21 protein-coding genes are annotated in these 25,227 nt (G+C 70.1%); 5 read left to right on the top strand and 16 right to left on the bottom strand.

Annotated elements, in window-relative coordinates:
* The first annotated feature begins 132 nt into the window (after positions 1-132).
* Positions 133-609 carry a dehydrogenase gene (locus MT347_RS00870; protein WP_243497195.1) on the top strand — a complete coding sequence of 159 codons (477 nt, stop codon included), beginning with the start codon at positions 133-135 and terminating at the stop codon, positions 607-609.
* Positions 610-852: 243 nt separating this feature from the next.
* Here MT347_RS00870 and MT347_RS00865 read toward each other — a convergent pair whose 3' ends face one another.
* The 3 genes from MT347_RS00865 to MT347_RS00855 all read right to left on the bottom strand — a co-directional run bounded on the left by MT347_RS00865 (position 853) and on the right by MT347_RS00855 (position 5,771).
* Positions 853-3,240 carry an ATP-binding cassette domain-containing protein gene (locus MT347_RS00865; protein ID WP_374206467.1) on the bottom strand — a complete coding sequence of 796 codons (2,388 nt, stop codon included), beginning with the start codon at positions 3,238-3,240 and terminating at the stop codon, positions 853-855.
* Between the two features lie 202 nt (positions 3,241-3,442).
* Positions 3,443-4,990 (bottom strand): DEAD/DEAH box helicase, encoded by a 1,548-nt coding sequence (locus MT347_RS00860; RefSeq protein ID WP_243497193.1) that lies wholly within the window; start codon positions 4,988-4,990, stop codon positions 3,443-3,445.
* 187 nt (positions 4,991-5,177) lie between these two features.
* Positions 5,178-5,771: a DNA-3-methyladenine glycosylase I gene (locus MT347_RS00855; protein ID WP_243497192.1), complete on the bottom strand. Its 594-nt coding sequence runs from the start codon at positions 5,769-5,771 to the stop codon at positions 5,178-5,180.
* Positions 5,772-5,849: 78 nt separating this feature from the next.
* Here MT347_RS00855 and MT347_RS00850 point away from each other — a divergent pair, with 78 nt between their 5' ends.
* Entirely contained in the window at positions 5,850-6,050 is a 201-nt protein-coding gene (locus tag MT347_RS00850) for a hypothetical protein (protein WP_243497191.1), read from the top strand.
* Between the two features lie 38 nt (positions 6,051-6,088).
* Here MT347_RS00850 and MT347_RS00845 read toward each other — a convergent pair whose 3' ends face one another.
* The 3 genes from MT347_RS00845 to MT347_RS00835 form a co-directional block, all read right to left on the bottom strand.
* Positions 6,089-8,191: an acyl-CoA dehydrogenase gene (locus MT347_RS00845; protein ID WP_243497190.1), complete on the bottom strand. Its 2,103-nt coding sequence runs from the start codon at positions 8,189-8,191 to the stop codon at positions 6,089-6,091.
* A 344-nt stretch (positions 8,192-8,535) separates the two neighbouring features.
* Positions 8,536-10,575 (bottom strand): DNA helicase RecQ, encoded by a 2,040-nt coding sequence (recQ, locus tag MT347_RS00840; RefSeq protein WP_243497189.1) that lies wholly within the window; start codon positions 10,573-10,575, stop codon positions 8,536-8,538.
* 99 nt (positions 10,576-10,674) lie between these two features.
* Positions 10,675-10,869 carry a hypothetical protein gene (locus MT347_RS00835; RefSeq protein WP_243497188.1) on the bottom strand — a complete coding sequence of 65 codons (195 nt, stop codon included), beginning with the start codon at positions 10,867-10,869 and terminating at the stop codon, positions 10,675-10,677.
* 25 nt (positions 10,870-10,894) lie between these two features.
* On the opposite strand from MT347_RS00835, the gene MT347_RS00830 reads away from it, so the two are divergent.
* Positions 10,895-11,410, top strand: coding sequence for a CGNR zinc finger domain-containing protein (locus MT347_RS00830; RefSeq protein WP_243497187.1), 516 nt, complete (start codon positions 10,895-10,897; stop codon positions 11,408-11,410).
* Positions 11,411-11,703: 293 nt separating this feature from the next.
* On the opposite strand, the gene MT347_RS00825 is transcribed toward MT347_RS00830, so the two are convergent.
* From MT347_RS00825 to MT347_RS00785, 9 genes are all read right to left on the bottom strand, one after another.
* A complete protein-coding gene (locus tag MT347_RS00825) occupies positions 11,704-13,158 on the bottom strand; it encodes a cation acetate symporter (protein WP_243497186.1) in 1,455 nt (484 codons plus the stop codon).
* A complete protein-coding gene (locus MT347_RS00820; RefSeq protein WP_243497185.1) occupies positions 13,155-13,565 on the bottom strand; it encodes a heavy metal transporter in 411 nt (136 codons plus the stop codon). Before MT347_RS00820 ends, MT347_RS00825 begins: the two co-directional genes overlap by 4 nt.
* A gap of 137 nt (positions 13,566-13,702) precedes the next feature.
* Positions 13,703-14,329 (bottom strand): Fic family protein, encoded by a 627-nt coding sequence (locus MT347_RS00815; protein WP_243497184.1) that lies wholly within the window; start codon positions 14,327-14,329, stop codon positions 13,703-13,705.
* Positions 14,330-14,331: 2 nt separating this feature from the next.
* The gene (locus MT347_RS00810; RefSeq protein ID WP_243497183.1) at positions 14,332-14,478 is read right to left on the bottom strand and encodes a hypothetical protein; all 147 of its coding nucleotides are present in this window, start codon (positions 14,476-14,478) and stop codon (positions 14,332-14,334) included.
* 100 nt (positions 14,479-14,578) lie between these two features.
* The gene (locus tag MT347_RS00805; RefSeq protein ID WP_243497182.1) at positions 14,579-15,283 is read right to left on the bottom strand and encodes a LytTR family DNA-binding domain-containing protein; all 705 of its coding nucleotides are present in this window, start codon (positions 15,281-15,283) and stop codon (positions 14,579-14,581) included.
* On the bottom strand, positions 15,280-16,452 hold the full coding sequence (locus MT347_RS00800) for a sensor histidine kinase (RefSeq protein WP_243497181.1): 1,173 nt from the start codon (positions 16,450-16,452) through the stop codon (positions 15,280-15,282). Before MT347_RS00800 ends, MT347_RS00805 begins: the two co-directional genes overlap by 4 nt.
* Positions 16,453-16,465: 13 nt before the next feature.
* Complete coding sequence (locus MT347_RS00795) at positions 16,466-16,702, bottom strand: YbdD/YjiX family protein (RefSeq protein ID WP_243497180.1); 237 nt, start codon at positions 16,700-16,702, stop codon at positions 16,466-16,468.
* Between the two features lie 11 nt (positions 16,703-16,713).
* Positions 16,714-18,975: a carbon starvation CstA family protein gene (locus MT347_RS00790; protein WP_243497179.1), complete on the bottom strand. Its 2,262-nt coding sequence runs from the start codon at positions 18,973-18,975 to the stop codon at positions 16,714-16,716.
* A 151-nt stretch (positions 18,976-19,126) separates the two neighbouring features.
* On the bottom strand, positions 19,127-19,870 hold the full coding sequence (locus MT347_RS00785) for an alpha/beta fold hydrolase (protein WP_243497178.1): 744 nt from the start codon (positions 19,868-19,870) through the stop codon (positions 19,127-19,129).
* Positions 19,871-19,902: 32 nt separating this feature from the next.
* Between MT347_RS00785 and MT347_RS00780 the strand changes: the two genes are divergently transcribed.
* The gene (locus MT347_RS00780; protein ID WP_374206466.1) at positions 19,903-20,313 is read left to right on the top strand and encodes a GNAT family N-acetyltransferase; all 411 of its coding nucleotides are present in this window, start codon (positions 19,903-19,905) and stop codon (positions 20,311-20,313) included.
* Complete coding sequence (locus MT347_RS00775; protein WP_243497176.1) at positions 20,310-21,332, top strand: pirin family protein; 1,023 nt, start codon at positions 20,310-20,312, stop codon at positions 21,330-21,332. The genes MT347_RS00780 and MT347_RS00775 overlap by 4 nt, the downstream gene beginning before the upstream one ends.
* A 165-nt stretch (positions 21,333-21,497) precedes the next feature.
* On the opposite strand, the gene MT347_RS00770 is transcribed toward MT347_RS00775, so the two are convergent.
* Positions 21,498-25,070 (bottom strand): S8 family serine peptidase, encoded by a 3,573-nt coding sequence (locus MT347_RS00770; RefSeq protein WP_243497175.1) that lies wholly within the window; start codon positions 25,068-25,070, stop codon positions 21,498-21,500.
* Positions 25,071-25,227 lie beyond the last annotated feature (157 nt).

Genomic DNA, 25,227 nt, shown 5'->3' with positions numbered 1-25,227 from the left:
CGTGACCGCGAGCCTGACGGGGCGTGGGATGTGCAGTGGGGCGTCCGGCGTCCGCCCCGATGCACATCTTGCGCCCCGGCACGAAGCCGCTGGTGCTGCCGGGTGTGAGGCAGAATGGAGGCGGAGGTCTCCATGAGCGATTCGATCCCGACGATGCCGTCATCCGTGGATGCCGCCGCGACCGGCACCGTAGCTCACGCCCACACGGCGGCCGAGTGTCCGAAGTGCTTCACCGAGCTGCAGAGCGACCGTGATTGGTGGCGGGCGCGTCCGGCCGGATCGCGGCTCGTCGGCCTCGTCGTCTCGCGGCCCGACATGCCGACCGTGGTGCAGCAGCGCGACGATCTCACCCGGTTCGGGGTGCCGATCGAGGGCTTCCGTCACCCCGCGCCCGAGACGATGGAAGGGTGGGCGAACCGCCTCGATCGCTTCTTCGGAACCCTCACCGGCGGTGACGTCCTCGTCGTCGCGAGCGTGCATGCGCTGGGCGCGACGCGCGAAGACGGGACCCGCGCGGTCGCCGACCTGCGCCGTCGCGGCGTGATGGTGAAGGTGCTGCCGCACGGCGACCGGCACCTCCACGACGCGACGCTCAACACGCACGGCTGACAGCAACCTCGACACACGGCCCGACACGACACGGCCGGACGCCGATCTCCACGCGCACGGTCGACGGCAGCCTGGAGACCCTGCCCGACGCGCCGCGGCCTGACGCGACACTCAGCCCCCACGGCTGACAGCAACCTCGGCACTCGGCCTGACGCGCATCTCAACGCGCACGGTCGACGGCAGCCTGGAGATCGGCCGGAGGCACTGAGGACCGACGCGCCACTCTCGCTCGAACGCCGGCGCTCAGACCCCGACGTACCGGGCGAGGTGCTCGCCGGTGAGCGTGGACCTCGCGGCCACGAGTTCGGCGGGTGTCCCCTCGAAGACGACGACGCCGCCGTCGCGACCCGCCCCTGGTCCGAGGTCGACGATCCAGTCGGCGTGCGCCATCACGGCCTGATGGTGCTCGATCACGACGACCGTGTTGCCGGCATCCACCAATTGGTCGAGCAGGCGCAGCAGGGTGTCGACGTCGGCGAGGTGCAGGCCGGTCGTCGGCTCGTCGAGGACATAGACGGCACCCGTCTTGGCCATCGAGATCGCGAGCTTGAGACGCTGACGTTCCCCACCGGAGAGGGTGTTCAGCGACTGGCCCAGAGTCACGTACCCGAGCCCCACGTCGCGCAGGCGTCCGAGCACCGCGACGGCTGGTCCTTTGACGAGGAACTCGGCCGCCTCGGTCACCGACATCGCGAGAACCTCTGCGATGTTCTTGCCGTCGAGGGTGTACTCCAGCACGTCGTCGGAGAACCCCGTGCCCTCGCACAACTCGCACACCGTCTCGACGATCGATTGGAAGCCCAGCTGGGTCACGATCGCCCCGAGGCCCTTGCATGCGACGCAGGCGCCCTCGCTGTTCGCGCTGAAGAGAGCCGGTTTGACCCCGTTTGCCTTGGCGAACGCAGCGCGCACGGCGTCGAGGATGCCGGTGTACGTCGCCGGACTGCTGCGACGTGACCCCTTGATGGCGGTTTGGTCGACGACGACCACATCGTCGAAGGCGCGCAGGTTGCCATGGATGAGCGACGACTTGCCCGAGCCCGCGACGCCGGTCACCACCGTCAGCACACCGCGGGGGACGTCGACGTCGACATCGCGAAGGTTGTGCTGTGAGGCGCCCCGGATCGGCATGGCCCCGGTCGCCTCACGGACGGTCTTCTTGAGCTCTGCCCGATGATCCAGGAAACGACCGGTCAGGGTGTCGGATGCGCGGAGCGCCTCGACGTCGCCCTCGAATTGCACCGTACCGCCGTCGCGCCCCGCTCGTGGGCCGAGGTCGACCACGTGGTCGGCGATCTCGATCACTTCGGGCTTGTGCTCGACGACCAGCACGGTGTTGCCCTTGTCGCGCAGCTGCAACAGCGTCTCGTTCATGCGCTGGATGTCGTGGGGATGCAGCCCCGCGGTCGGCTCGTCGAAGACGTAGGTGATGTCGCTGAGGCTCGACCCCAAGTGCCGGATCATCTTGGTGCGCTGGGCCTCGCCGCCCGAGAGCGTGCCGCTGGCCCGGTCGAGGGAAAGGTAGCCGAGTCCGATGTGCACGAAGGCGTCGAGGGTCTCGCGCAGCCCCTGCACGAGAGGTGCGACGGTGGGATCGTCGACCGTGCGCACCCAGGCCGCGAGATCGGTGATCTGCATGGCCGCGGCATCCGCGATGTTGACCTCGCCGATGCGCGACGATCGGGCGCCCTCGTTCAGACGGGTGCCCCCGCAGGCCGGACAGGCGACGAAGGTGACGGCACGGTCGACGAACGCACGGATGTGCGGCTGGAGCGCGTCGCGGTCTTTCTGCAGCATGCTCTTGGTGACCTTGGGCACGAGCCCCTCGTAGGTCATGTTGGTGTTGGCGACCCGGACCTTGGTCTGCTCCTTGTAGAGGAAGTCGTGTCTCTCCTGCTCGGTGAAGTCCTGCACCGGCTTGTCGGCGTCGAGGAAACCGGACTCGCCGTAGATGCGGACCATCCACCCGTCGGCGGTGTAGCCCGGCACCAGGATCGCCCCGGCGTTGAGCGAGAGGGTCTTGTCGACGAGCTGATCGAGGTCGATGTCGCTGACCTGACCGAGCCCCTCGCACTCGGGACACATGCCGCCGGTGATCTCGAAGGACCGGCGCTCCTTCTGCCCCTTCTTCGCCCCCGTCGCGATGGTGACCGCGCCGGCGCCGGAGATGGAGGGCACGTTGAACGAGAACGCCTGCGACGACCCGACGTGCGGCTGACCGAGACGGCTGAACAGCACCCGCAGCATGGCGTGCACGTCGGTGGCGGTGCCCACCGTGGAGCGGGCGTTCGCCGCCATGCGCTCCTGGTCGACGCGGATCGTGGCGCTGAGATTCTCGAGCGCATCGACGTCGGGCCTCGACAGCTCGCCCATGAACTGCTGCACGAACGTGGGGTAGGTCTCGTTGATGAGCCGCTGCGACTCGGCGGCGATCGTCCCGAACACCAGCGACGACTTGCCCGAGCCGCTCACTCCGGTGAACACCGTCAGGCGCCGCTTCGGCACGTCGAGATCGACGTTCTTGAGATTGTTCTCGCGCGCGCCTCGCACACGGATGACGTCGTGGGCATCGGGGTCGGTCACGGGTGCCTCCTCGGGATCGTCACCCAGTGTGGCGGAGACCTCCGACATCCGCGAGACGCCGCGGCATCCGGAAGCGTCACGAACATGTCGTGCGCGACGCGAGAACCTTGCGACGCGGCCCACCCCGGACGCTGAGCCTGTCGAAGCCGCCGGCCCTTCGACGAGCTCAGGGGCCTCCCCCGCACGCGCCCGGAGACGACGGTGCCCCCGCAGACGGATCTGCGGGGGCACCGAGGATGTGAAGGACGGGTCAGCCCTGGGCGCGACGGTTCGTCCGGGGGCTGCGGGAGCCAACGACCATGCCGGTCGTCGGAGCACCGGATGCCGAACGACCCGCGCCCTGCGCACGACCGGCGCCCGCGCCGCTGCGCTGGGTGCCACCGGCGCCCTGGCCGCGACCGGCGCCGGAGCGTTGGCCCTGTCCACGACCGCCCTGGGGCGCGTGTCCGGCTGCGGCGGGAGCCTCGGTCGACTGGCCGCTTCCGCTGCGTCCGCGACGACGGCGTCCGCCGCCGGCCGACGCGGCATCCTGGCCCTGTGCGCGCTCGACGCGCTTGCGCTGAGCGTTCGCGCCCTGCGAGCGTCCGCCGCCCTGCGGCTGCGCGACGATCGGCTCGGGGGTGACGTAAGGGGCCACCTCACCGACGAGGGCGACGACCTGGGGCGAGGTCGGCGTCACGGCCTGCGGGGCGGCCGAGATCTTGGCCTTGCGCAGGATGTCGAGGGTGTCGCGGCGCTGCTCGGGAAGCATGATCGTGACGACGTCACCGGCGGTGCCGGCGCGAGCCGTACGGCCCGAGCGGTGCAGGTACGCCTTGTGCTCGACGGGCGGGTCGACGTGCACGACCAGTTCGACGCCGTCGACGTGCACACCGCGGGCCGCGACGTCGGTGGCGACGAGAACCCGTGCGCGGCCATCGCCGAAGGCGGCGAGGTTGCGGTCGCGCTGCGGCTGCGACAGGTTGCCGTGCAGGTCGACCGAGGGGATGCCGGCGGCCGTGAGGGCCTTCGCGAGCTTCTTGGCCTGGTGCTTGGTGCGCATGAAGAGGATGCGGCGCGCAGTGCCCGAGGCGAGGGTCTGGACGAGGTCCTTCTTCGCGTCGGCGTCAGCGGGGGCGAAGACGTGGTGGGTCATCGCGGCGACGTGCGAGTGCGCCTCGTCGACCGAGTGCAGCACCTCGTTGCGCAGGAACCGCTTGACCAGCTTGTCGACGCCGTTATCGAGCGTCGCCGAGAACAGCAGACGCTGGCCGTCGCCGGGCGTCCGGGCGAGCAGGCGCGTGACGCCGGGGAGAAAGCCGAGGTCGGCCATGTGATCGGCCTCGTCGAGCACGGTGATCTCGATGTCACCCAGGTTGGCGAAGCCCTGGCTGATCAGGTCTTCGAGGCGGCCCGGGCACGCGACGAGGATGTCGACGCCGGTCGCGAGGGCATCGACCTGGCGCTTCTGGTTGATGCCGCCGTACACGGTGGTGGTGGTGAGCTGGAAGGCCGCGGCGAGGGGCTTGATGACCTCGTCGATCTGGTTCGCGAGCTCACGCGTCGGTGCCAGCACCAGCGCGCGGGGGCGACGGCCACGGCGGCGGTCGGTCTTCGCCGCGAGTCGCGCGACCAACGGCAGCGCGAAGGCGAGGGTCTTGCCCGAGCCGGTCTTGCCGCGACCGAGCACGTCACGACCGGCGAGCGTGTCGGGCAGGGTGTCGGATTGGATCGGGAAGGGCTCGTTCTTGCCCTGCGAGGCGAGAACGTCGATGAGGGGTGCGGGTACGCCGAGGTCGGCGAAAGTCTGAGACGTCATGAATACTCCTGCCGCGGCGCACGCGCGCACGGCGGTTCGGGATGCCGCGATGCTGCGGCTGCAATGGGCGAAGGCGCCAAGTGGCGCATCCGTTCGCCGTGAAGGTCAAAGGCCCCGAAAGAGGGGGCCGGTGCGTTCGACGACGCTGGGAGCGAGAGCTCCGCCCACCAGTCTACCGGGTGAGGGGCTACCGGCGTGTCGCGGGCCGCTGCCCCACCGCGCGCCAGCACCCCGCGACGTGGTCGTCGACCATGCCCGAGGACTGCATGAGGGCGTACATCGTGGTGGGACCGACGAAGCGGAATCCGCGGCGGCGCAGCTCTTTGCTCATCGCGGTCGACTCGGGCGTCACGGCCGGCACCTCGGCGAAGGTGCCGGGCGGTGCGTGCTCGGCGGGTGCGAACGACCACATCAGAGCGTCGAACTCGCCCTCCCCCATGCCGGCGACGATCCCCGCATTGCCGATGACGGCCTCGATCTTTCCGCGATGGCGGATGATGCCGGCATCCTGGAGCAACCGGTCGACGTCATCAGGACCGAAAGCCGCCACGGTCGACGGCTCGAAGCCGTGGAACACCTCGCGGAACCGCGGACGCTTGCGCAGGATCGTGATCCACGCCAGGCCCGCTTGGAAACCCTCGAGGCTGAGTTTCTCGAACAACCGGCGGTCGCCGTGGAGCGTCGTCCCCCACTCTTCGTCGTGGTAGCGCTGGTATTCGGCGTCGCCGCCCGCCCACGCGCAGCGGAGGACCCCGTCGGCACCGGTCACCAGATCGCTCATGCTCCCAGGCTAGGTGGGGCCTCCGACACGGTGGATCCCGCGCGAGACACCGCCCCCGCCGACCGATACCCTCCGAGCATGCACAGCATCCCTATGGGTCCCCGGCGAACCCGCGTCTCCCTGCTCATCGGCCTCGTCCTGGCCGTCGTCATGGTGGTCGTCGGCATCGTGGCGTTCGCCGTGGGCGGTCCCCCGTGGTTCGCCGTGATCATGCTCGTCGCCGGCATCCTCGTCACGATCCTCGCGATCGTGAGGTTGCGCGCACTCGGTCGCCACTGAGGCGGGTAGGGTCTCACGACCCGCCGCCCGTCAGTAGCTCACCGGCCGGGCTTCTTCTCCGGCACCGGTGCAGTGCCGGCCGCTCGCTGCGCCGCGTAGTAGGATGCCGCTTCGTTCTGGCGGTCGTCCTCGACGCCCGAGGCGATCGATGCGCGGATGTGCTCGGGGCTGTAGCCGAAGGCATCCACGAGATCCTGCGCGTGCGGGCGGAGCCGCGCGCAGAGGCGGTCGATGTAGCTCGAGACGGCAGCCCCACGCTGCGTCGACAGGCGCCCGTGGATGAGGTACCACGCCAGGTGCTTCTCGATGAGCTGCAGACCGAACAGATCACGCAGCCAGGTGAGCACCCGCAGGGTGTCGGCGTCGTCGATGCGGTTGATGGCGTCGGTGAACGCCTCCCACTGCAACAGTTCGCCGTGCGCTCGGGCCGCTTCGATGAGCTCGGACTGGTTCTCGTTGAACAGCGCAGCGGCATCCTCACGGGAGAGCTTGGATGCCGGGCGCAAGCGTCCCGCGATGTCGGCGATCATCTGCTGCACGCGACCGGTCAGCAGTTCGTGCTGCTGCTCGGCGCGCAAGCCCTTCTCGACGGAGCGGGCGGTCGAGCCGAAGTCGCTGACGGCCTGACCGAGCTGACGCATCCCGGCCCCGTGGAACAGCTTGCCCGCGGTCTGCCCGACGGCGAAGGCGGCGAGCCGCCTGGCATCCTTGCCGGTGAACTGACGGGCGTAGTCGGCGAGCAGGCGCTTTCCGACGAGCTGGAGGAGGACGTTGTTGTCACCCTCGAAGGTGACGTAGATGTCGAGATCGGCGCGCAGGCCCACCAGGCGGTTCTCGAAGAGGAAGCCCTGTCCACCGCAGGCCTCGCGCGACTCCTGCAGCGTGTCGAGCGCGTGCCAGGTCGACAGGGGCTTGAGTGCGGCGGCGAGGGTCTCGAGGTCTTCACGATCGGCGTCGGTGTCGAGGGCGCCGCTGAAGACGCCGTCGAACTTCTGCAGGAACTCGTCGTGCGCGAAGATCTCGGCGTATGTCGTCGCCAAGCGCGGCAGCAGGCGACGCTGGTGCTTGCCGTAGTCGAGAAGGGTGACCTCGGGCGTGCCGCTGCCGGAGTCGAACTGGCGGCGCTGGTTGCCGTAGGTGATGGCGATGATCAGGCCGATGGCCGAGGCCCATGCGGCTGCGCCGTCGAGCGACACACGACCCTGCACGAGGGTGCCGAGCATCGTGAAGAACCGACGTCCGGGGCTGGCGATGTCGCTCGAGTAGGTGCCATCGGCGGCGACGTCGCCGTAGCGGTTGAGCAGGTTCGTGCGCGGCACTCGGACGTCGTCGAAGTGCAGACGGCCGTTGTCGATGCCGTTCAAACCGCCCTTCAGGCCGTCGTCTTCGCCGCCGATGCCGGGGAGGAAGGCGCCGTCCTCGTCGCGGAGGGGCACGTAGAAGCAGTGCACGCCGTGGTTGACGCCGTTCGTGATGAGCTGCGCGAACACGGTCGCCGCTTTGCCATGCAGGGCGGCGTTGCCGAGGTAGTCCTTCCACGCGCCACGGAAGGGGGTGTGGATGACGAATTCCTCGGTGTCGGCGTCGTAGGTGGCGGTCGTCCCGATGGCCGAGACGTCGGATCCGTGACCGGTCTCCGTCATGGCGAACGCACCGGGGATCTCGAGGCTCATGATGCCGGGCAGCCACTTCTCGTGGTGTTCGGCCGTACCGAGCTGCAACACCGCCGAACCGAAGAGGCCCCACTGCACACCCGACTTGATCTGCAGGCTCGGGTCGGCCGCGACGAGCTCCTCGAAGCCGGCGATGTTCGCACCGTTGTCGTCCTCGCCGCCGAAGCGCTTCGGGAAGGCCCGGTGCACGGCCTTGTTCTGCACGAGCAGGTGCAGCTGGCTGAGCGTGCGCTCGCGGTGCGCGTCCATGCCGAGGCTGTCGTCCCGCCACAGCGCGGGGTCTTTGATCATCTCGCGCGCCTGGCGGCGGGTTTCGGCCCACGTGCCGAGCAGCAGGTCGGTGACCCGCTCGGTGTCGATGCGGGCTTCTGCGGCCTCCGCGGCGGTGTGCGCCGCAGTGGGCGCGCCTCCGACGGGCGTACGCGTGCTCGTGGCGGGCGTGGTGGGACGGACGGCGGCGTCGGTCATTGTCGGCACCTCTCGACGGGGCTCAGGGATGGCGATAACGGTAGGTGTTCGACAACGACCGGGCAATCATTGTGTGGATCGACGACAAGCCTGCCGGGTGGCGGACCGCGGGGTCGTTGTGGATGGTCAACATTCCCGGGGAGCGCGCTGGAGAGAGACACGACCGGTGGGATCGACAGGCTCAGCCACCCCTAAACCACGGACTCGGATCACGACCGGTGGCGCCGACGGGCTCAGCCACCTCCAAACCCACAGAGTCAGATCACGACCGGTGGCGCCGACGGGCTCGGCCACCTCGGGACGAGGCTCTGAGCCGGTCGAACGGAACCGGGCCCGCGCGCACGTCAGCTCGCGGCGACGACCGTCAGGATGCCGTCGCCGTAGGCCTCGCGCTTCTTGGCGCCGATTCCGGTGATGCCGTCGAGGTCGCCGACCGATGCGGGGCGGGCGGCGGCGATGGCGCGGAGCGTGGCATCCCCGAACACGATGTACGCCGGTACTCCCTGCTCGCGGGCCTTCTCTGCTCGCCAGGCGCGCAGCGCCTCGAACAGGTCGCGGTCGGCGGGTGCCACCTCGTCGGCGCTCGATTTGCGCTGACGACTCCCCCCGCCGCTTCCCCCGGTGCGACCGAGCACGTCGCGACGGAGGGGCACCGGCGCCTCGCCGCGCAGAACGGGCGCCGACGCTTCACTGAGGGCGAGCGTGCCGTAGTCGCCCTGAGCGACGATGATGCCCCGGGCGAGCAGCTGACGGATGACGCTGCGCCAGTCCTGATCGGACAGGTCGCCGCCGAGCCCGTAGGTGCTGAGTCGGTCGTGGCCCTGTTGGGCGATGCGCTCGGTCTTGGCTCCGCGGAGGATGTCGATGAGGTGCCCGGCGCCGAACGCCTGCCCGCGCTCGCGCTGCAGACGCACGATCGTCGACAGGAGCTTCTGCGCAGCGACGAGGCCGTCCCACGTGTCGGGCGGGGTGAGGCAGGTGTCGCAGTTGCCGCACGGCTCGGAGCGCTGACCGAAATAATCGAGCAGGTTCTGCCGACGGCATCCGACCGTCTCACACAGGGCGAGCATGGCGTCGAGGTGCTGGCCGAGGCGCAGTTTGTAGGAACGGTCGCCGGGCGACTGGTCGATCATGCGGCGCTGCTGGACGACGTCGCCGAGGCCGTAGGCCATCCACACCACCGACGGGTCGCCGTCGCGGCCGGCGCGTCCGGTCTCTTGGTAGTAGCCCTCGACCGACTTGGGCAGGTCGATGTGGGCGACGAAGCGCACGTCGGGCTTGTCGATGCCCATCCCGAACGCGATGGTCGCGACCATGATGACGCCGTCGTCGCGGAGGAAGCGCGACTGGTTCGCCGCGCGCACGGAGGCGTCGAGGCCCGCGTGGTATGGCAGGGCGTCGAGCCCCTGGGTGCAGAGGTACGCCGCCGTCTGCTCGACACTCTTGCGACTGAGTGCGTAGACGATGCCTGCCGAGCCGTCGGGCTGGGCCTTGATGAACTGCACGAGCTGACGCCTCGGGTCGACCTTGGCGTCGATGCGGTACTGGATGTTCGGCCGGTCGAAGCTCGCGACGAAGCCGCGGGCATCGCGCAGGCGCAGCCGCTCGACGATCTCTTGGGCGGTCGCGGTCGTCGCCGTGGCAGTGAGAGCCATGCGTGGAACGCCGGCGAACCGCTCTGCGAGGTCGCCGAGGGCGAGGTAGTCGGGGCGGAAGTCGTGACCCCATTGCGACACGCAGTGGGCCTCGTCGATCGCGATGACGCTGAGGCGACCCCGGGCGAGGAACGCGAGGGTCTGGGCCCCGTTCAGACGCTCGGGCGCGACGTAGAGCAGGTCGAGTTCGCCCGCGAGGTAGGCCTGCTCGACGGCCTGACGCTCCGCGGGAGCCTGCGTCGAGTTGAGATAGCCCGCCCGCACGCCGTTGGCGATCAGCGCCTCGACCTGGTCATGCATGAGCGCGATCAGCGGGCTGACGACGAGCCCCGTGCCCGGCCGCACGAGCGCCGGCACCTGGAAGGTGACGCTCTTGCCGCCGCCGGTGGGCATGAGCACGACCGCGTCGCCGCCGTCGATGACGTGCTGCACGATGTCGGCTTGGTCGCCGCGGAAAGAGTCGTAGCCGTAGACCTCGTGCAGCACCTCGCGGGGGTCGCGGCCGGTGAAATCGCGCACGGCCGGAAGTTCGCGCGCGGTGCCCGTCGCGACGACCGCGCGCGCGAACGGCGACGACGGATCGACGGGCGGAGGCGGCGCGTCGAGATCCTCGGGTGGGGCGAACTGATCGGGGTCCCACTCGGCGCCCGCGTACGGATCGTCGAAGACGCCGTACGGCTCGGGCGGCGCGTCGGCGTATGGCTCGGGGGCGGCGCCGGGATGTGTCACCCCTCCACGTTAACCCGGACCGCCGACACCGACCGGTGCATGCCCGGTCCCGTGCGGGTCAGTCACCTGGGGAGGAGGGGCTCCACGCGGAGATGCGGGTCAGCCGATCACGCGCGACAGTGCGGACGCCGGCGCGAGGACGACCGGATCGAGGTCGATGCGTCGTGCGGTGCACCCGGTGCAGCGCACGTATCGGACACGTCCCTCACTGGTCGCGTGGAGAGATTCGGTGATCCAGGCGTGTTCGTGAAGAGGGGCCATGGCCGCGGCGGGCAGCAGTCGGGAGGCGGTCATGTGCCCAGCCTGATGTAATGTCCTTATGCATCTCAACCCTTACGGCGAGTACGCCGTCCTTCTCGCGGCCTCGCTCGCCAACGACTGGCCGGTCGACCGCGCGGGCATCGAAGAGCGCACGATCGAGATGGGGATGACGATGCGATTCGCCGCGGCATCCGACGATCACGTCGACACCCGACGGGTCATCGACGAATGGCTCCGAGTCGTGGATGCGACCGACCCCGACGAGCGCGCGCTCCTGCTCAACGCGCAGATGGCGGCCGTAGCCGCCTACCCGCGCCTCACCGACCATGACGGGGAGGGGTGGCACCTGCACTACCGCGATAACTACGAAACCCTCCCTCGTGTCCTCGCGGCCGTCATCTCGGTCGGGACGTCTCTGCACCTGGTCACCCGCGGGATGAACCGACTGGGTCGGTGCGGCGCCGAGCCCTGCGCGAACGTTGTCGTGGATGTCACGCGGAACGGCCGGCAGCGCTACTGCTCGGTCCGATGCGCGAACCGCGCAGCCGTGCGCCGGCATCGGGCGCGCGGCTGACGTCGCCGGGCCCAGCCGAAGCGTGCGACGGGCATGGACCGCCCGAGACCGCGGCATGAACGCGATTCGTGCGCATAAACACGGGGACATCGCGTTCATGGGCACGAACAGCGTTTATGCGTGCGCGCCCCGCGGTTCACACGTGCCCGCCCCGCGGTTTTCACGTGCGCGCCCCGCGGTTCACACGTGCGCGCCCCGCGGGTTACACGTGCGCGCCCGCGGCCCGGCGTTCCGACATGCGCGGCACCGCGCACCCCGCGCCCCGCGTTCACGCGCGCGCCAACCCCACCACCTCACGCGTCCGGCGTGTGCAGCCGCGCCAGATACCGCTCCACCCGCGCGGGCGCGCCGCCCCGGTCGAGCAGCGACACCGCCACGATGACGACCGTCGTCAACGGAATGGTCCAGGCCGCCGGCTGCGTGACGAGCACGGCCCATTCGCCCGTGACGCGGAGCCACCCGCCCGCGAGGAGCGCCGCCCCGCACGAGACGGCGCCCACGGCCATGCCCGCCACCGCGCCGCGCGCGGTGAGGCGCGGCCACCACACGCCGAGCAGCAGCACCGGCGAGAGGGTGGACGCTGCGAAGACGAACACCAGGCCGACGCTGGCGACGAGCCCCGCCGGTTCCGTCAGGAGAGCGACGGCGAGCGGCACCGCCGTGCACAGCACGGCCGAGAGGCGGAAGGAACGCACCCCTCCCCCGAACACGTCCTGACTGACGACCCCGGCGAGCGAGACGACGAGCCCCGACGACGTCGCGAGGAAGGCGGCGAACGCCCCGGCCACCAGCAGCGACGTCAGCAGCTCCCCCACCAAGCCCGGGAAGACCCGCGAGGGAAGCGCGAGCACCACGGTGTCGGCGACGCCGGCCACCGCCAGGTCGGGCGCCACGACGCGCGCGATCAGGCCCATCGTCGACGACACCGCGTAGAACGCTCCGATGAGCACGATGACGACCACCGTGGTGCGCCGAGCCGACGCCCCGTTCGGACTCGTGTAGAACCGCACGAGCACGTGCGGCAGGCCGATCGTTCCGAGCAGGAGGGCCATCAGCAGGGAGACGGTGGCGTACGCGTCGATCGCGCCGGGACCGCTCTCGGCGGGGAACACACGGGCGGGGTCGATGTCGGTGCCTCCGCCCGACAGCGCCACGAGCAGGAACACTGCGGGAACGAGCAGGGCCGTGAGCTTGAGCCAGTACTGGAACGCCTGCACCGCCGTGATCGCGCGCATCCCACCCGCGGCGACGACCGCGGCCACCAGCACAGCCACGAGCACCCCACCCGTCCACCGCGGCACGTCGGCGACCACCCCCAGGGCGAGGGAGGCCCCGTGCAGCTGCGGCACGATGTAGAGCCACCCGATGACGAGCACCACCACGCTGGTCACCCGACGCACCGCACGGGACTCCAGCCGCGCCTCGACGAAGTCGGGGATCGTGTACGCGCCGCTCCGGCGCAGGGGCGCGGCCACGAAGAGCAGCACCAGCAGGTACCCGGCCGCATACCCGATCGGGAACCAGAAGCCCTCCGCCCCCGACAGCAGCACGAGTCCCGCGAGTCCCAGGAACGTCCCCGCCGACAGGTACTCCCCGCTGATCGCCGAGGCGTTCCAGACGCTCCCGACGCTGCGCGACGCGACGAAGAAGTCGCTGCGCGTCCGAGAAGACCGGATGCCGGCGAACCCGAGCACCGCGGTCGTCACCACGAGCAGCCCCACCGCGGTGAGGTCGAGAACCGGGTTCACGCGGCATCCTCGGGTTCGGCGAGCTGCCGGTATCGACGCTCGTTGCGAGCGGCGGCCCGGGCGTAGATGAGGGCGAACACGAGGATCACGGGGTAAAACCCGTACGCGTGCAGCAGCCACGACAGCGGTACCGACCACAGCGTCGGGTCGCCCAGCGCGGGGAGAGCCGCGATCACTCCCGCCAGGGCCGCAGCGACCACGACGAAGGCCGCGACGCAACCGAGCGCGAGACGCAGCTGCGCGCGCACCAGTCCGCGCGAGAACACCTCGTCGGCCTCGTCCGCCACCCGGCCGGGCAGCGCGACGCCGCGCGTCACGGGACGCGACACCCGACCCGCGGTGGATGCCGTGACCCGCACGCGCGGAAGGGGGCGCGGCTCGGGAGTCATGGCATCCCATCGTGGCATCCGCTGCCTCGTTTGCGTGAGGGCTGCGCCCCCCTCACTGCGGTCCGGAGTGGAAGGGTGCGATGTACTTCGCGGCGACCGGCTCCCGCGCGCGCTGGCGGGGTGACACCTCGTCGCACAGGTGCGACACGCGTACGTCAGTCGAATACTTCTGTCACGGGGATGAAAGCTGCCAACGGGCCAGAGTTCCGGGAGACGTCGTAGCTCCTCAACAAGTCGATATAGGCGCGTTTGTCGACGTCCCAGTCGTATACGAAGAACGAGTCAGACTCACCCTGAGCGGCGGTGTGAACTAGGTCGGCGAGTAATCGCGTCGCACGACCGTTGCCGTCGACGAACGGATGGATGCGAACGACCTCCGCGTGCACGGCGATGCCGAGTTCTCGCGGCGACCAATCGTTCGTATGACTCCATCGGTAGGCGATCGAGTCCAGCGACTGTCGGAGTTCCACGGCGATGTAAGCCGGATCGATGCCGACGCTCTTCTCCGTGAGCCGATAGGTGCCCGCCCACTGCCAGATATCGCCGTACAAGGTGCGGTGTAACCTGCGCACGAACTGGTCGTCGAACATCTCTGTTAGACCCAGTCCTCCATCGAGGATTTCTTGAAGGAGTACGATTCCGACTTCGTCACTGATGTCTTGTTCGATCGCGTAGACATCGGCCTTATCGGGATCGTCTCCCAACATCGCTCGCGCAGTTGACGTCAGGGCGTCAGCCTCGTCGGCGTCGAGCGGAGTCTCTCCGTAGGCGGGATTCAGCACGCCTACGAGGCACGCCGGGCGGCGAGGAAGCGCTCGACCCGCTCGGAACGCACGTAGGTCGGAGGAACGATGCGCCGTTCGAGAGCGGCCGAGGAGCGTGTCGACTTCTCGACGGTGCGGCGCAGAGTCTCCGGACTGATGTTGCGCATGCGGCTCGCCCTTTCAGAAATGTTCGCCTGCGTCATTCTACCGGCGGACGCCGGCGGACGCATCGGGGCTCTGCGGCCGGCACCGGTGGAGGTGGCCCCGTCAGCGCAGCAGCGCGTCACGCACGGCGGGCACGAGGCGACGGCTGACCGGCAGCTCGATCTCAGCGAGCGCGACCGTGGGCGCCGACCCCGCCAGCCGCACCTCGGTCACCGCATCGCGGTGCACGAGGTACGAACGGTGCACGCGCACGAAGCCGGCGTCCGCCCATCGATCGGCGAGGTCCGACAGCGGAACGCGCACGAGGTGATCGGATGACGCGGTGTATAGGCGCGAGTAGTCGCCGTTCGCCTGCACCCACCGCACGTCCGCCCGGCGCACGAGACGCGTGGACGTGCCGACCGTGACCGGGATCGTCTCGTCGTCGGCCGCGTCGGCACCCGCCTCGACGGCGAGGGCCCGGCCGAGCGCGCGATACAGGCGTTCGGCCCGCACGGGCTTGAGCACGTAGTCGACGGCCTCCAGATCGAACGCCCGCACAGCGCCGGAGTCGTCGGCGGTCACGAACACGACCGGCGGACGCGTGCGGAGGCCGGCGAGCGCCCGAGCGAGGTCGAACCCCGTGATCCCGGGCATGTGGATGTCAAGGAACGCCACCGCCACCTCGCCACGCTCCAGCACCCGCAGCGCCTCGGCACCGCCGCTCGCGGTGTGCACGACCGACACCCGGGGGTCGGCCGCGAGCAGCGCCGCGAGTTCGTGACGCGCGGGAGCTTCGTCGTCGGCCACGAGCACCGCGACGCTCATGTACGGGCCGTCTCGTGCTGGGGCTGGGACTTGGGCACGCGCAGGTGCACCGAGGTGCCCGAACCGACGTTTGTCTCGACGACGAGACCGCCTCCCGGCCCGTACAACTGGCGGAGTCGCGCATCGACGTTCCGCAGACCCACGTGCGGCGACGGCGCATCCAGGTCGAGCAGGGTCGCGAGCTCGTCGGGATCCATCCCCACTCCGTCATCGTCGACGATCACCTCGGTGTGCGTGCCGTCGTCGATCGAGGTCACCGTGAGCACACCGCCGCGTTCGCGCCGCTCCAGCCCGTGGCGCACCGCGTTCTCGACGAGCGGCTGCACCGACAGGAACGGGATGACGGTCGCCAGCGTCTCGGGGGCGATGCGCAACCGCACGGTGAGGCGCTCCCCGAAGCGGGCCCGCTCGAGTTCGAGGTACGAGTGGATGCTGCGCAGCTCCTCCGCCAGCGTGGTGAACTCCCCCTGCCGCCGGAACGAGTACCGCGTGAAGTCCGCGAACTCCAGCACGAGGTCGCGCGCACGGGGCGGGTCGGTCGAGATGAAGGATGCGATCGCCGTGAGGGCGTTGTAGATGAAGTGAGGACTGATCTGCGCCCGCAGCGCCCTCAGCTCCGCCTCGGCGAGCGCCGCGCGCGACGCATCGAGACCCGCGAGCTCGATCTGGGCGGCGCACCAGTCGGCGACATCGCCCGTGGCCCGCACGAGCGGCGCGCGGACGTCGGCGGCGAAGGCGACCACGGCGCCCCAGACCCGCCCGTCGACGACGATCGGTGCGCCCACCGCGGCCTCGCCCGCCTCGGTGAACACCTGACGACGCCCCGACTCGTATACGCGGGCGGCGACGCGCCGGGCGGGGGCGGCGAGGGCGTCGGGCCCGTCGACGGCGACCCGGTCGGCCGCCGATTCGACGATCGCCACCGCGTCGGCGGCTAGGAGCACGCGCAGGTGCTTCGCCGCGCGAGCGGCATCCGGTTCGTCGCGTCCCCCGCGAAGGGCCGCCGCCGCAGCCGCCGCCACGTGCAGGGTGCGGTGGGTCGCCCGTTCGGCGTCGCTGCCGAGGTCGCGCGGGGCGAGCGCGAAGCGGCGGGCGAAGACCAGGACGAGCGTCAGCGCCGCGCCCACGACGACCCCCGCGGCACCGGCGAGCAGCGGAGCATCGAGCATTGTCGCAGCCTACTCAGCAGCAGCGGGCGCCCGGATTGCGGTCCTGCTCCGCCGTGCGCTGCCGCCAGAACTGCCGCTCGGTCAGCGGGTTCGCATCCGGATGTTGGGCGCGCAGGTGCGTCACGTACACGTCGTACGCCCGGTCGCCCATGAGCGTCGTGACGTACCACCGGATGCCACGACCCGCCCGCACCACCTGGGCGCCGAGGCGCTGCAGGGGGCCGGGGGTCGTGGCATCCACGTCGGTCATCACCGGAGCGCTCAGTGGGTGGAGACGGAGGGACGGTCGGGGTGGTCGGCCGGGAGGGCCTCCCACTCCTTCTCGATCGCGCGCTCCTCCCTGGTGGCGAGGAACCCCGCGGCGGCGAATCGGCGCGAGGGGACGGGTGCGTCCTCGAGATTCTCTCCGCCGCCGGCGCGGATCGCCCGGACGGTGACGATCACGGCCATGAGGATGACGATGATCGCGAGGGTGACGAAGACGATCGACAGCACGCCCTGCACGAGGGTGTTGCGCACCACCGCCTCCATCGCGGCGACGCTCTTGGCCGTCCCGAACTCCGTCTTGCCCTCGGCGAGGGCGTTGCGGAACGCGAAGTGGTTGGCCCAGTACCCCACCGCCGGAACCGGCGAGAAGATCTTGTACATGGATGCCGTGATGGTCACGACGGCGGCGAAGGCCAGGGGCAGCGCGACGATCCACAGCCACCGGAAGTACGAGCGGCCCCGCTTGGCGACGATGGCCAGGACCACGGCGAGCGCGATCGCGGCGAGCAACTGGTTGGCGATGCCGAACAGCGGGAAGAAGGTGTTGATGCCGCCCAGCGGGTCGGTCACGCCGAGGATGAGGATCGCACCCCACCCGGCCACCATCACCGCGGTGCAGATCCAGGCACCCGGTCGCCACGAGAGGTCCTTGAACTTGGGGATCACGGTGCCGATCGAGTCCTGGAGCATGAAGCGGGCCACGCGGGTTCCGGCATCCACCGCCGTGAGGATGAAGAGGGCCTCGAACATGATGGCGAAGTGGTACCAGAACGCCATCATCGCCTGACCGCCGAGGGCCTGCTGCATGATGTGCGCGAGACCGAGCGCCAGGGTCGGGGCACCGCCGGTGCGAGAGACGATCGATTCCTCGCCGACCGCCGCAGCGGTGGAGGTCAGCATGTCGGTCGTGAGGTTGACACCCGCGAGTCCCAGGCCGTTGACGAACGCCACCGCGCCCTCGACGGTGCCGAGGGTGGCCGCGGGCGACGAGTTCATCGCGAAGTAGATGCCCCGGTCGATCGACAACGCGGCGACCAGCGCCATGATCGCCACGAACGACTCCATGAGCATGCCGCCGTAGCCGATGAAGCGCGTCTGGCGCTCCTTCTCGAGCAGTTTCGGGGTGGTCCCCGAAGCGATCAGGGCGTGGAATCCGCTCAGCGCTCCGCACGCGATCGTGACGAAGAGGAAGGGGAAGATCGGCCCGCTGAACACCGGGCCCGTCTGACCACCGGCGAATTCGGTGAACGCGGGGACCGAGATCTCGGGGCGCACAAGCACGATCGCGCCGGCGAGCATGACGATGACACCGACCTTCATGAAGGTGGAGAGGTAGTCGCGCGGGGCGAGCAGCAGCCAGACCGGCAGCACCGCGGCGACGAAGCCGTAGACGATGATGCCCCACGCGATGACGGTGCGATCGAGGTGGAAGGCGGCATACCCCCACTCGGTCGAGGCGACCCAGCCGCCGGCGACGATCGCCGCGATCAGCAGCACGAAACCGATGATCGAGATCTCGGTGATGCGGCCCGGGCGGATGAAGCGCAGGTAGAGGCCCATGAACAGGGCGATCGGGATCGTCATCGAGACGCTGAACACGCCCCACGGGCTCTCACCGAGAGCGTTGACGACGACGAGCGCGAGGATCGCGACGATGATCAGCATGATGAGCAGGCTCGCGAGGATCGCCGCCGTGCCACCGATCTTGCCGAGCTCGTCACGCGCCATCTGCCCGATCGTGCGGCCGCCGCGGCGCATCGAGAAGAACAGCACGAGGTAGTCCTGCACGGCGCCGGCGAGGATGACGCCGACGATGATCCAGATCGTGCCCGGCAGGTAGCCCATCTGCGCGGCGAGCACGGGGCCGACGAGGGGCCCGGCGCCGGCGATGGCGGCGAAGTGGTGGCCGTACAGCACGCGTCGGTCGGTGGGGACGTAGTCCTTGCCGTCCTGTTTGCGTTCGGCGGGCGTGGCCCGGCGGTCGTCGGGACGCGTGATGAAGCGCTCGATGACCTTCGAGTAGAAGCGATAGCCGATGAGGTACGTGCAGACGGCGGCGAACACGAACCAGATCGCGTTCACCGTCTCGCCGCGCACGATCGCGAGCATCGTCCAGCCGAGACCGCCCAACAGGGCGATCCCGATCCAGAGGGCGATCTTCGCGGGGGTCCATCTGCTGCGGAGCTTCTCGGGCTCCACGGCGACGGGGGGAAGGTTCGGATCGGTGACGATGTCGTCGTCGACGGAAGCGCTCATGGATTCTCCTGCTCGCGGCACTGCGGACTCGCAAAGCCAACCGGATGCCACGGCAGTGAGCCAGCGGCATCCGTGGGTCGTGCGGTGAGCGGCGCAAACGGTGCGACGAACGGCGTGCGCGGGCGGGCCCGTCGATCCAGGCCCCGGGCCGCTATGCGCGCATCACCCGGCGTCGAGGCGCGACGCCATCACTGCGGTCGCCGCGATGAAGATCGCGCACGAACAACGCGACGACGTCGGGTTTCTCCACGATCAGACCGTGAGTGGACCGAGGGATCACCGCCAGTTCGGCATCCGGAAGCGCCTCGTACATGCCCACCACGTGATCGAAGCGGACTTCGTCATCGTCACCGACGATGACGAGCACGGGCAGGCGCACCTGGCGGAGGTCGTTCGCGGTCAGCGACGGGTGAGCGCGGTGCAGCTCGACCGATTTGGCGACCACGTCAGCCCAGTGCGCTGCGCCGTCCGGTGACACCTCGGCGTAGGACTCCGCCATGAACGCGGGTGGCGGATCGTCGCTGAGCACACCGTCGTGCCACCCTTCGTGGTGGAACACCCCTCCCCCGAACACCAGAGTGGAGACGAGGTCAGGCCGTTGCAGCGCAAGGTGGAGTCCGACGATCGCCCCGTCGCTCCACCCCAGCACGTGCACACGTTCGATATCGAGGTCGTCGAGGACCTCGGCCACTACGTCGGCCATGCGCTCGAACGACCAGGGACCGTCCACATCGGCCGATCGACCGTGGCCCGGGCGGTCGATGAGAAGGATCCGGTAGTCGGCGAGTTCGGCGCAAAGTGCTCCCATCGATCGCGAGTCCGTTCCGCCGGGATGGAGCACCAGCAGCGGGACGCCTTCGCCGGAATCCGAGAACCACACGCCGTTGCGTCGCATGGGTCGACCATAGACGGCGGGCTTCTCTGCAGATGTGTCGAGGGGGTGCGGAACACCGGCGACTCGACGTACGTTGCAGGGGACACCGACGACAGGAGACGCCGATGGCCGATGAACTGACCGTGACCCGCAACGACGAGGCACGCCGCTATGAGATCCACGTGGGCGACGAGCTCGGTGGATTCCTCCAGTTCCGCCCCGCGGGCGAGGACCGCCTGAACCTGCCCCACACCGAGATCGACCCGGCATTCAAGGGTCGTGGGCTCGGATCGGCGCTGGCAAGCGAAGCGCTGGGGGATCTCGCCCGCCGCGGAGGCACCGTCATCCCCTCCTGCCCCTTCGTCGCCCACTTCCTGCGCGAACACGACGTGCCCGGCCTCGTGGTCGAGTGGCCGAACGACGACGATGCCGCGGACTCCGCTGGACCCAGCGAACCGTCGTGACCCGGCTCGACGTCGCACCCCCGGCATCCGAGGGCCCGATCGACTGCGACGGACCCCGCGCCCTGGTCATCGAGGCACGCGAGGTGCCGCTCGGCGGCGTGCGCGGCATGGAGGTGCACCGCACCCTTCCGCATCGTGCGCTGCCGATGGTGGGAGCGTGGTGTTTTCTCGACCGTTTCGGCCCGCAGGACACCCTCATGCGCGTCGAGCCGCACCCGCACATCGGCCTGCAGACGGTCACCTGGCCGATCGTCGGGGAGGTCAGGCATCGGGATGCCGTGGGGAGCGACGTCGTGGTGCGCCCCGGCGCCCTCAACCTCATGACGAGCGGCGCGGGGATCGCGCACTCGGAGTACTCGGTGGGCGAGCAGCCGATCCCCCTCGACGCGCTGCAGTTGTGGGTCGCGCTGCCCGAAGCCCGGCGCCACGGCGGGCCCGCCTTCGAACGGCACGAAGACCTCCCGGTGCTCGACCTCGGCGACGGGGCGGATGCCGTGGTCGTGATGGGCGCGCTGGGCCCGGTGCAGTCGCCCGCGACCGTCCACACGCCGATCGTCGGCGCGGAAGTGCGCCTGCCCGCCGGTGTCGGCGTGCGCGTGCCCCTCCGCCCCGAGTGGGAGTACGCCGTCTACGGCATGATCGGCACCGCCGAGGCGATCACGGGAATGGATGCCACCCACGCCGATGCCGCGCGGCGCCCCTCGCCCGCCCTCGAACCGGGGACGACGGCATCCGTCGATCACACGCGACTGATCTACCTCGGTAAGGGTCGCGACCGTCTGGAGCTCCGCAGCGAGGAAGGCGCCCGGGTGTTCCTGCTGGGCGGCGAGCCGTTCGAGGCCGACATCGTGATGTGGTGGAACTTCGTCGGCCGATCGCACGACGAGATCGTCGTCGCCCGCGAGGAGTGGGAGGCGCAGGGCGAGCGCTTCGGCACGGTCGTCGACCACGGTCCCGAGCGCATCCCGGCGCCACCGCTGCCGGCGGTGCGGCTCACGCCCCGCCGGCGACGCGCCTGACGGACGCAGGAGGCCGAGCCCGTCGAAGCCTCCGAAACCACGAAGGCGCCCGGGTCCCTTCGACAGGCTCAGGGACCCTCCACGCGAACAGCGGCGCTCGAGCCCCCGCGCACAGCACTGCGGCGCCCGAGCCGAAGCCCGGGCGCCGCAGTGGTTCGACGGTGACTACCGCAGCACGATGAACGCGCTGCTCGCGCCCGACGGCTGGACGGTGGTGCTGCCGCCGTAGGTGACCTTGACCAGCTTCGCGCCCCGCGTCTGCGCGTCGAGGGTGACCGTGACGCGGCCATCCTGCAGGGTGGCGGGGTAGTCCTTGCCCGCGACCCTGACGACCACGTCGCCCGTCGCCGCGGGACCGCCGGCGGGCCGCACCTTCACGGTGATCTTGTACGTGTCGGTGGTGCGCCCGACCCACGGGCTCACCGTCACCTCCGTGCGCGAGGTGACGACGGATGCCACCCCGTTGCTGTCGGCGGTCCCCGACAGCCCGGTGGCCGTCGACGTGGCGGTCACCCGCACGCTCAGCACACGACCGAGGTCGGCGCGCTGCACGCGGTAGGTCTGCGCGGTCGCGCCCTGGATGGGCTCGCCGTCACGGAGCCACTGGTACGTCGTGGTCACCTCGGCCGGATCCCACGTGCCGGGGGTGGCGCGCAGGGTCCGGTTGATCGCGGCCGTCCCCGACACCGTCGGGGCCTCGACCACGACGGGGGCGGCCTCTCCCGAATCCACCGTCAGCACGGTCTGCACCGCGGAATCGCCGTAGGTCACGACGCCCAGGTACTGCGTCTGCGGGGCGAGACCCTGCCACGACAGGTCGTACGAGGTCGAGACGCCCTGCTCCACCTGCAGCGGGTTCGGCGTCGCCGTGAGCTGGCCCTCGCCACCGGGGGCGACATTCGCGTAAGTCATGTCCCACGTGAACGGTGCGGTGAACGAGTAGACATTCGCCTCGACGAGGTAGGTACCCGGGGTGGGGTTCGACAGCGACACCCGTTCGTCGGCCGAGCCCGTCGCCGAGGTGAACCGCTCGTAGTACCGCAGGTCGTCCGGGCTGACGACGCGCGAGACGAACAGATCGAGATCGCTGCCGGCGTCGTCGGAGGAATCGAGGTCGAACCGCGAGAGCGTCGTCCCCTCGGGCACCTCCACGATCCAGCGGACATAACCGTCGGCGTCACCGGAGTCCTGGTCACCGGAGTGTCCCTCGACGGGGTTGTCGGGGTCGGTCAGCAGGGTCTCGGCCGTCAGGCCCGCCAGGGTGAGCGGCAGCTCACCGCTGATCCCGGGCAGGATCTCCACGTTCGTGGTGCCGGACGGGCCCGTGCCCGTGACCTCGGCGGGAGCCTCGGCGGTCGTGGGACGGATCGCGATCGGCGAGCGCACCTGCGTGTCACCGCTCGCCCAGGTGAGGAAGCCGGTCGCCCACTGCTCGGCGGCGGCCGTCGTGCGGGTGAACGTCACCGTGAACGTCTTCTCCTCGCCCGCCGCGCCGAACTCGAGCGTCGACGGCTCGACGACGGCATCCACTCCGGGCACCACGATGGATGCCGAGAAGGAACCGGCCTGCGTCGAGGTCACCGTGCGGGTGATCGTCTGTGGCTTGGCCAGCGAACCGATCGAGATCGACGCGAGGTTCAGGTCGCTGCCGTCGATCGGCTCCACGCCGAAGTCGTAGAGTCCCTTGCCCTGGAGGAAGGCCGCCCAGTCGGCGGAGCCGTTCAGATACAGCAGGCCCGGGTCGAAGTACTTCGTCGGGTCGACATGACCGGCGCCCTGGGCGAAGGGGTCCTCCGCGGGGGCGCCCTCGGCGTCGACGGTGTCGTATGCCGTGGTCATCATCGCGGACTTCACCTCGGCGGGAGTGGCCAACGGTCGCTCGCCGAGGTACAGCGCGGCGAGACCGGCGACGTGCGGCGACGACATCGAGGTGCCCGAGAGGAACTCGAACGTCGGGCTGGCGCCGGGGGCGTTGGCGGCCGCGGCCAGGATCGCGACACCGGGCGCCGACACGTCGGGCTTCAGAATGTCGCTGCCGTCGGCCAACATCGGTCCGCGGCTGGAGAATCCGGCGACCTGCGGGGTCGGGGTCACCACGTCGGTGATGTTCTCGCCGATGAGGGTGGCCGTGGCATCCGGGGTCTCCCGCACGTAAGCCAGCAGAGCGTCACGGTACCGCGCGTCGAGGTGCACGGTCGGCACCGCGTGGAAGTCGTTGTCGACCGAGGCAGGGGTGACGTTGACGAGGATCATACCCACGCCCCCGGCGTCCTTGACGGCCTGCGACTTCTCGACGCGGGCGTTCTCGCCCCGATCGCACACAACGATCTTGCCCGCGGCCTTCGCGGGATCGAGCGATCCGAGCAGGCACAGGGCCGCGTTGGCGGGATCGATTCCGGATGCCGCGATGTCACCGGCGTACACCACGGGAGCCGTGACCTGCTCCCCCGCGGGGACCGAGATCGAGGCGCCGGCGGCTTCGAAGCCGTTCGGCAGCGTCACCGTGCCCTCGTAGGTCGGGATCGTGGAGGCGGCGACGGTGGTGTACCAGGGCGAGGCGTGGTCGGCCGTGGAGGCATCGGGACCGGAGTTGCCCGCCGAGACCGCGACGAACACGCCCGCCGCGGCGGCGTTGAAGAACGCCTGGTCCTCGAGGGCGAACGTGGAGCTGGCCGCCCCGCCGCCGATGGAGTAGTTGATGACGTCGACGTTGTCGTCGACGGCGGCGTTGATGGCACCGAGCAGGTCGCTCAGGGCGCAGACGTCATCCGTCGTCACGAGCGGGTCGGGGCCGGCCCAGCACGCCTTGTAGGCGGCGACCTTGGCCGCGGGGGCGACGCCCGAGATGGCGCCGAAGTCGACGCCCTCCACATCGGCGGCCACGCCCGTGTTGCCGGCCGCGGTGCTGGCCGTGTGCGAGCCGTGGGCGTCGCCGTCGCGGGGCGAGACGTAGTCGGCCTCGAAGATGAAGCCGGTGGCGGCCGCACCCTGGTCGAAGTAGCGTGCACCGACCAGCTTGGTGGTGTAGTCCGACAGCGACCAGCCGTTGCCCTCGGCGACGCGGGGCGAGCGGAAGTCGGAGCCGTCGCCCTTGCGGTAGACGACGTCGTTACCGTCGAGGTAGGGCTCGTCGCCGGCGGTGGTTCCGAGCGGGTCGCCCGCGAATGCGGGGTTCTCCGGAGCGATGCCGGTGTCGATCACGCCGACGACCACACCCTCGCCCGCGGCGTCGACACCGCCGACGCGCTGCCAGACGCCGTTGTCGCCCTCGAGTCCGAGGAACTCGGTGGAGGGGACCGCGTGGGGGTGGCGGATCTCGTCGGGGACGACCTTCTGCACGCCCTTGGTGGCGGCGAGCTTCGCCGCCTGGTTCGGATCCATCGTGGCGCTGAAGCCGTTCACCGCGACCGTGTAGGTCGTGTCCCGGCGGACGCCTGCCTCGTCGGCGACGTCTTGCTGGCGCTGCTCGAGGAAGGCCGAGTACTCCCGCGCCGCGGGCGAGTCGGGGTCGAGCTTGGCGTCTGCGGACTTGGTGGCGTCCAAGCCGGGCTCTCCGCCGTCGTAGGTGGCGACGGGGGCCTCGTCGAGGACGACGATGTAGCGGCCGGTGGCCGACTCGATGGGGGTGGGGGGCGTCACCCCCTCGCCCACGTCGGCGGCCTGAACGGCGGTGGCTCCTGTGGCGGTGAACAGTCCGGCCAATGCGATGGCCGTGACTGAACGCAGGGTTCGACCCATAGTGCGCTCCAAACGGGGGGATGATTGAGCGTTGTGCGCGGCAGCAGTGGCGCGCGTTGCACAAACATAACGCAGAGGGGATTGATCACCAACGCCCAGTTTGGACGGAGTCCGAAAACGTCACAGCCTGGAAACGAAGGAAGCGTCGTCCCCTCGC

The sequence above is a fragment of the Microbacterium sp. VKM Ac-2923 genome (assembly GCF_022815605.1).
In the GTDB taxonomy this organism is placed as follows: domain Bacteria; phylum Actinomycetota; class Actinomycetes; order Actinomycetales; family Microbacteriaceae; genus Microbacterium.
The sequence above is the reverse complement of the archived record's forward strand: the minus strand, read 5'-3'. Positions and strand labels throughout refer to the sequence as shown.

What these genes read in the sequence shown, in the direction of transcription:
- MT347_RS00870 (WP_243497195.1), top strand. Translation starts at nt 133, where the DNA reads ATGAGCGATTCGATCCCGACGATGCCGTCATCCGTGGATGCCGCCGCG.
- MT347_RS00865 (WP_374206467.1), bottom strand. Translation starts at nt 3,240, where the DNA reads ATGTCGGAGGTCTCCGCCACACTGGGTGACGATCCCGAGGAGGCACCC.
- MT347_RS00860 (WP_243497193.1), bottom strand. Translation starts at nt 4,990, where the DNA reads ATGACGTCTCAGACTTTCGCCGACCTCGGCGTACCCGCACCCCTCATC.
- MT347_RS00855 (WP_243497192.1), bottom strand. Translation starts at nt 5,771, where the DNA reads ATGAGCGATCTGGTGACCGGTGCCGACGGGGTCCTCCGCTGCGCGTGG.
- MT347_RS00850 (WP_243497191.1), top strand. Translation starts at nt 5,850, where the DNA reads ATGCACAGCATCCCTATGGGTCCCCGGCGAACCCGCGTCTCCCTGCTC.
- MT347_RS00845 (WP_243497190.1), bottom strand. Translation starts at nt 8,191, where the DNA reads ATGACCGACGCCGCCGTCCGTCCCACCACGCCCGCCACGAGCACGCGT.
- MT347_RS00835 (WP_243497188.1), bottom strand. Translation starts at nt 10,869, where the DNA reads ATGACCGCCTCCCGACTGCTGCCCGCCGCGGCCATGGCCCCTCTTCAC.
- MT347_RS00830 (WP_243497187.1), top strand. Translation starts at nt 10,895, where the DNA reads ATGCATCTCAACCCTTACGGCGAGTACGCCGTCCTTCTCGCGGCCTCG.
- MT347_RS00820 (WP_243497185.1), bottom strand. Translation starts at nt 13,565, where the DNA reads ATGCCACGATGGGATGCCATGACTCCCGAGCCGCGCCCCCTTCCGCGC.
- MT347_RS00810 (WP_243497183.1), bottom strand. Translation starts at nt 14,478, where the DNA reads ATGCGCAACATCAGTCCGGAGACTCTGCGCCGCACCGTCGAGAAGTCG.
- MT347_RS00805 (WP_243497182.1), bottom strand. Translation starts at nt 15,283, where the DNA reads ATGAGCGTCGCGGTGCTCGTGGCCGACGACGAAGCTCCCGCGCGTCAC.
- MT347_RS00800 (WP_243497181.1), bottom strand. Translation starts at nt 16,452, where the DNA reads ATGCTCGATGCTCCGCTGCTCGCCGGTGCCGCGGGGGTCGTCGTGGGC.
- MT347_RS00795 (WP_243497180.1), bottom strand. Translation starts at nt 16,702, where the DNA reads ATGACCGACGTGGATGCCACGACCCCCGGCCCCCTGCAGCGCCTCGGC.
- MT347_RS00790 (WP_243497179.1), bottom strand. Translation starts at nt 18,975, where the DNA reads ATGAGCGCTTCCGTCGACGACGACATCGTCACCGATCCGAACCTTCCC.
- MT347_RS00785 (WP_243497178.1), bottom strand. Translation starts at nt 19,870, where the DNA reads ATGCGACGCAACGGCGTGTGGTTCTCGGATTCCGGCGAAGGCGTCCCG.
- MT347_RS00780 (WP_374206466.1), top strand. Translation starts at nt 19,903, where the DNA reads ATGTGTCGAGGGGGTGCGGAACACCGGCGACTCGACGTACGTTGCAGG.
- MT347_RS00770 (WP_243497175.1), bottom strand. Translation starts at nt 25,070, where the DNA reads ATGGGTCGAACCCTGCGTTCAGTCACGGCCATCGCATTGGCCGGACTG.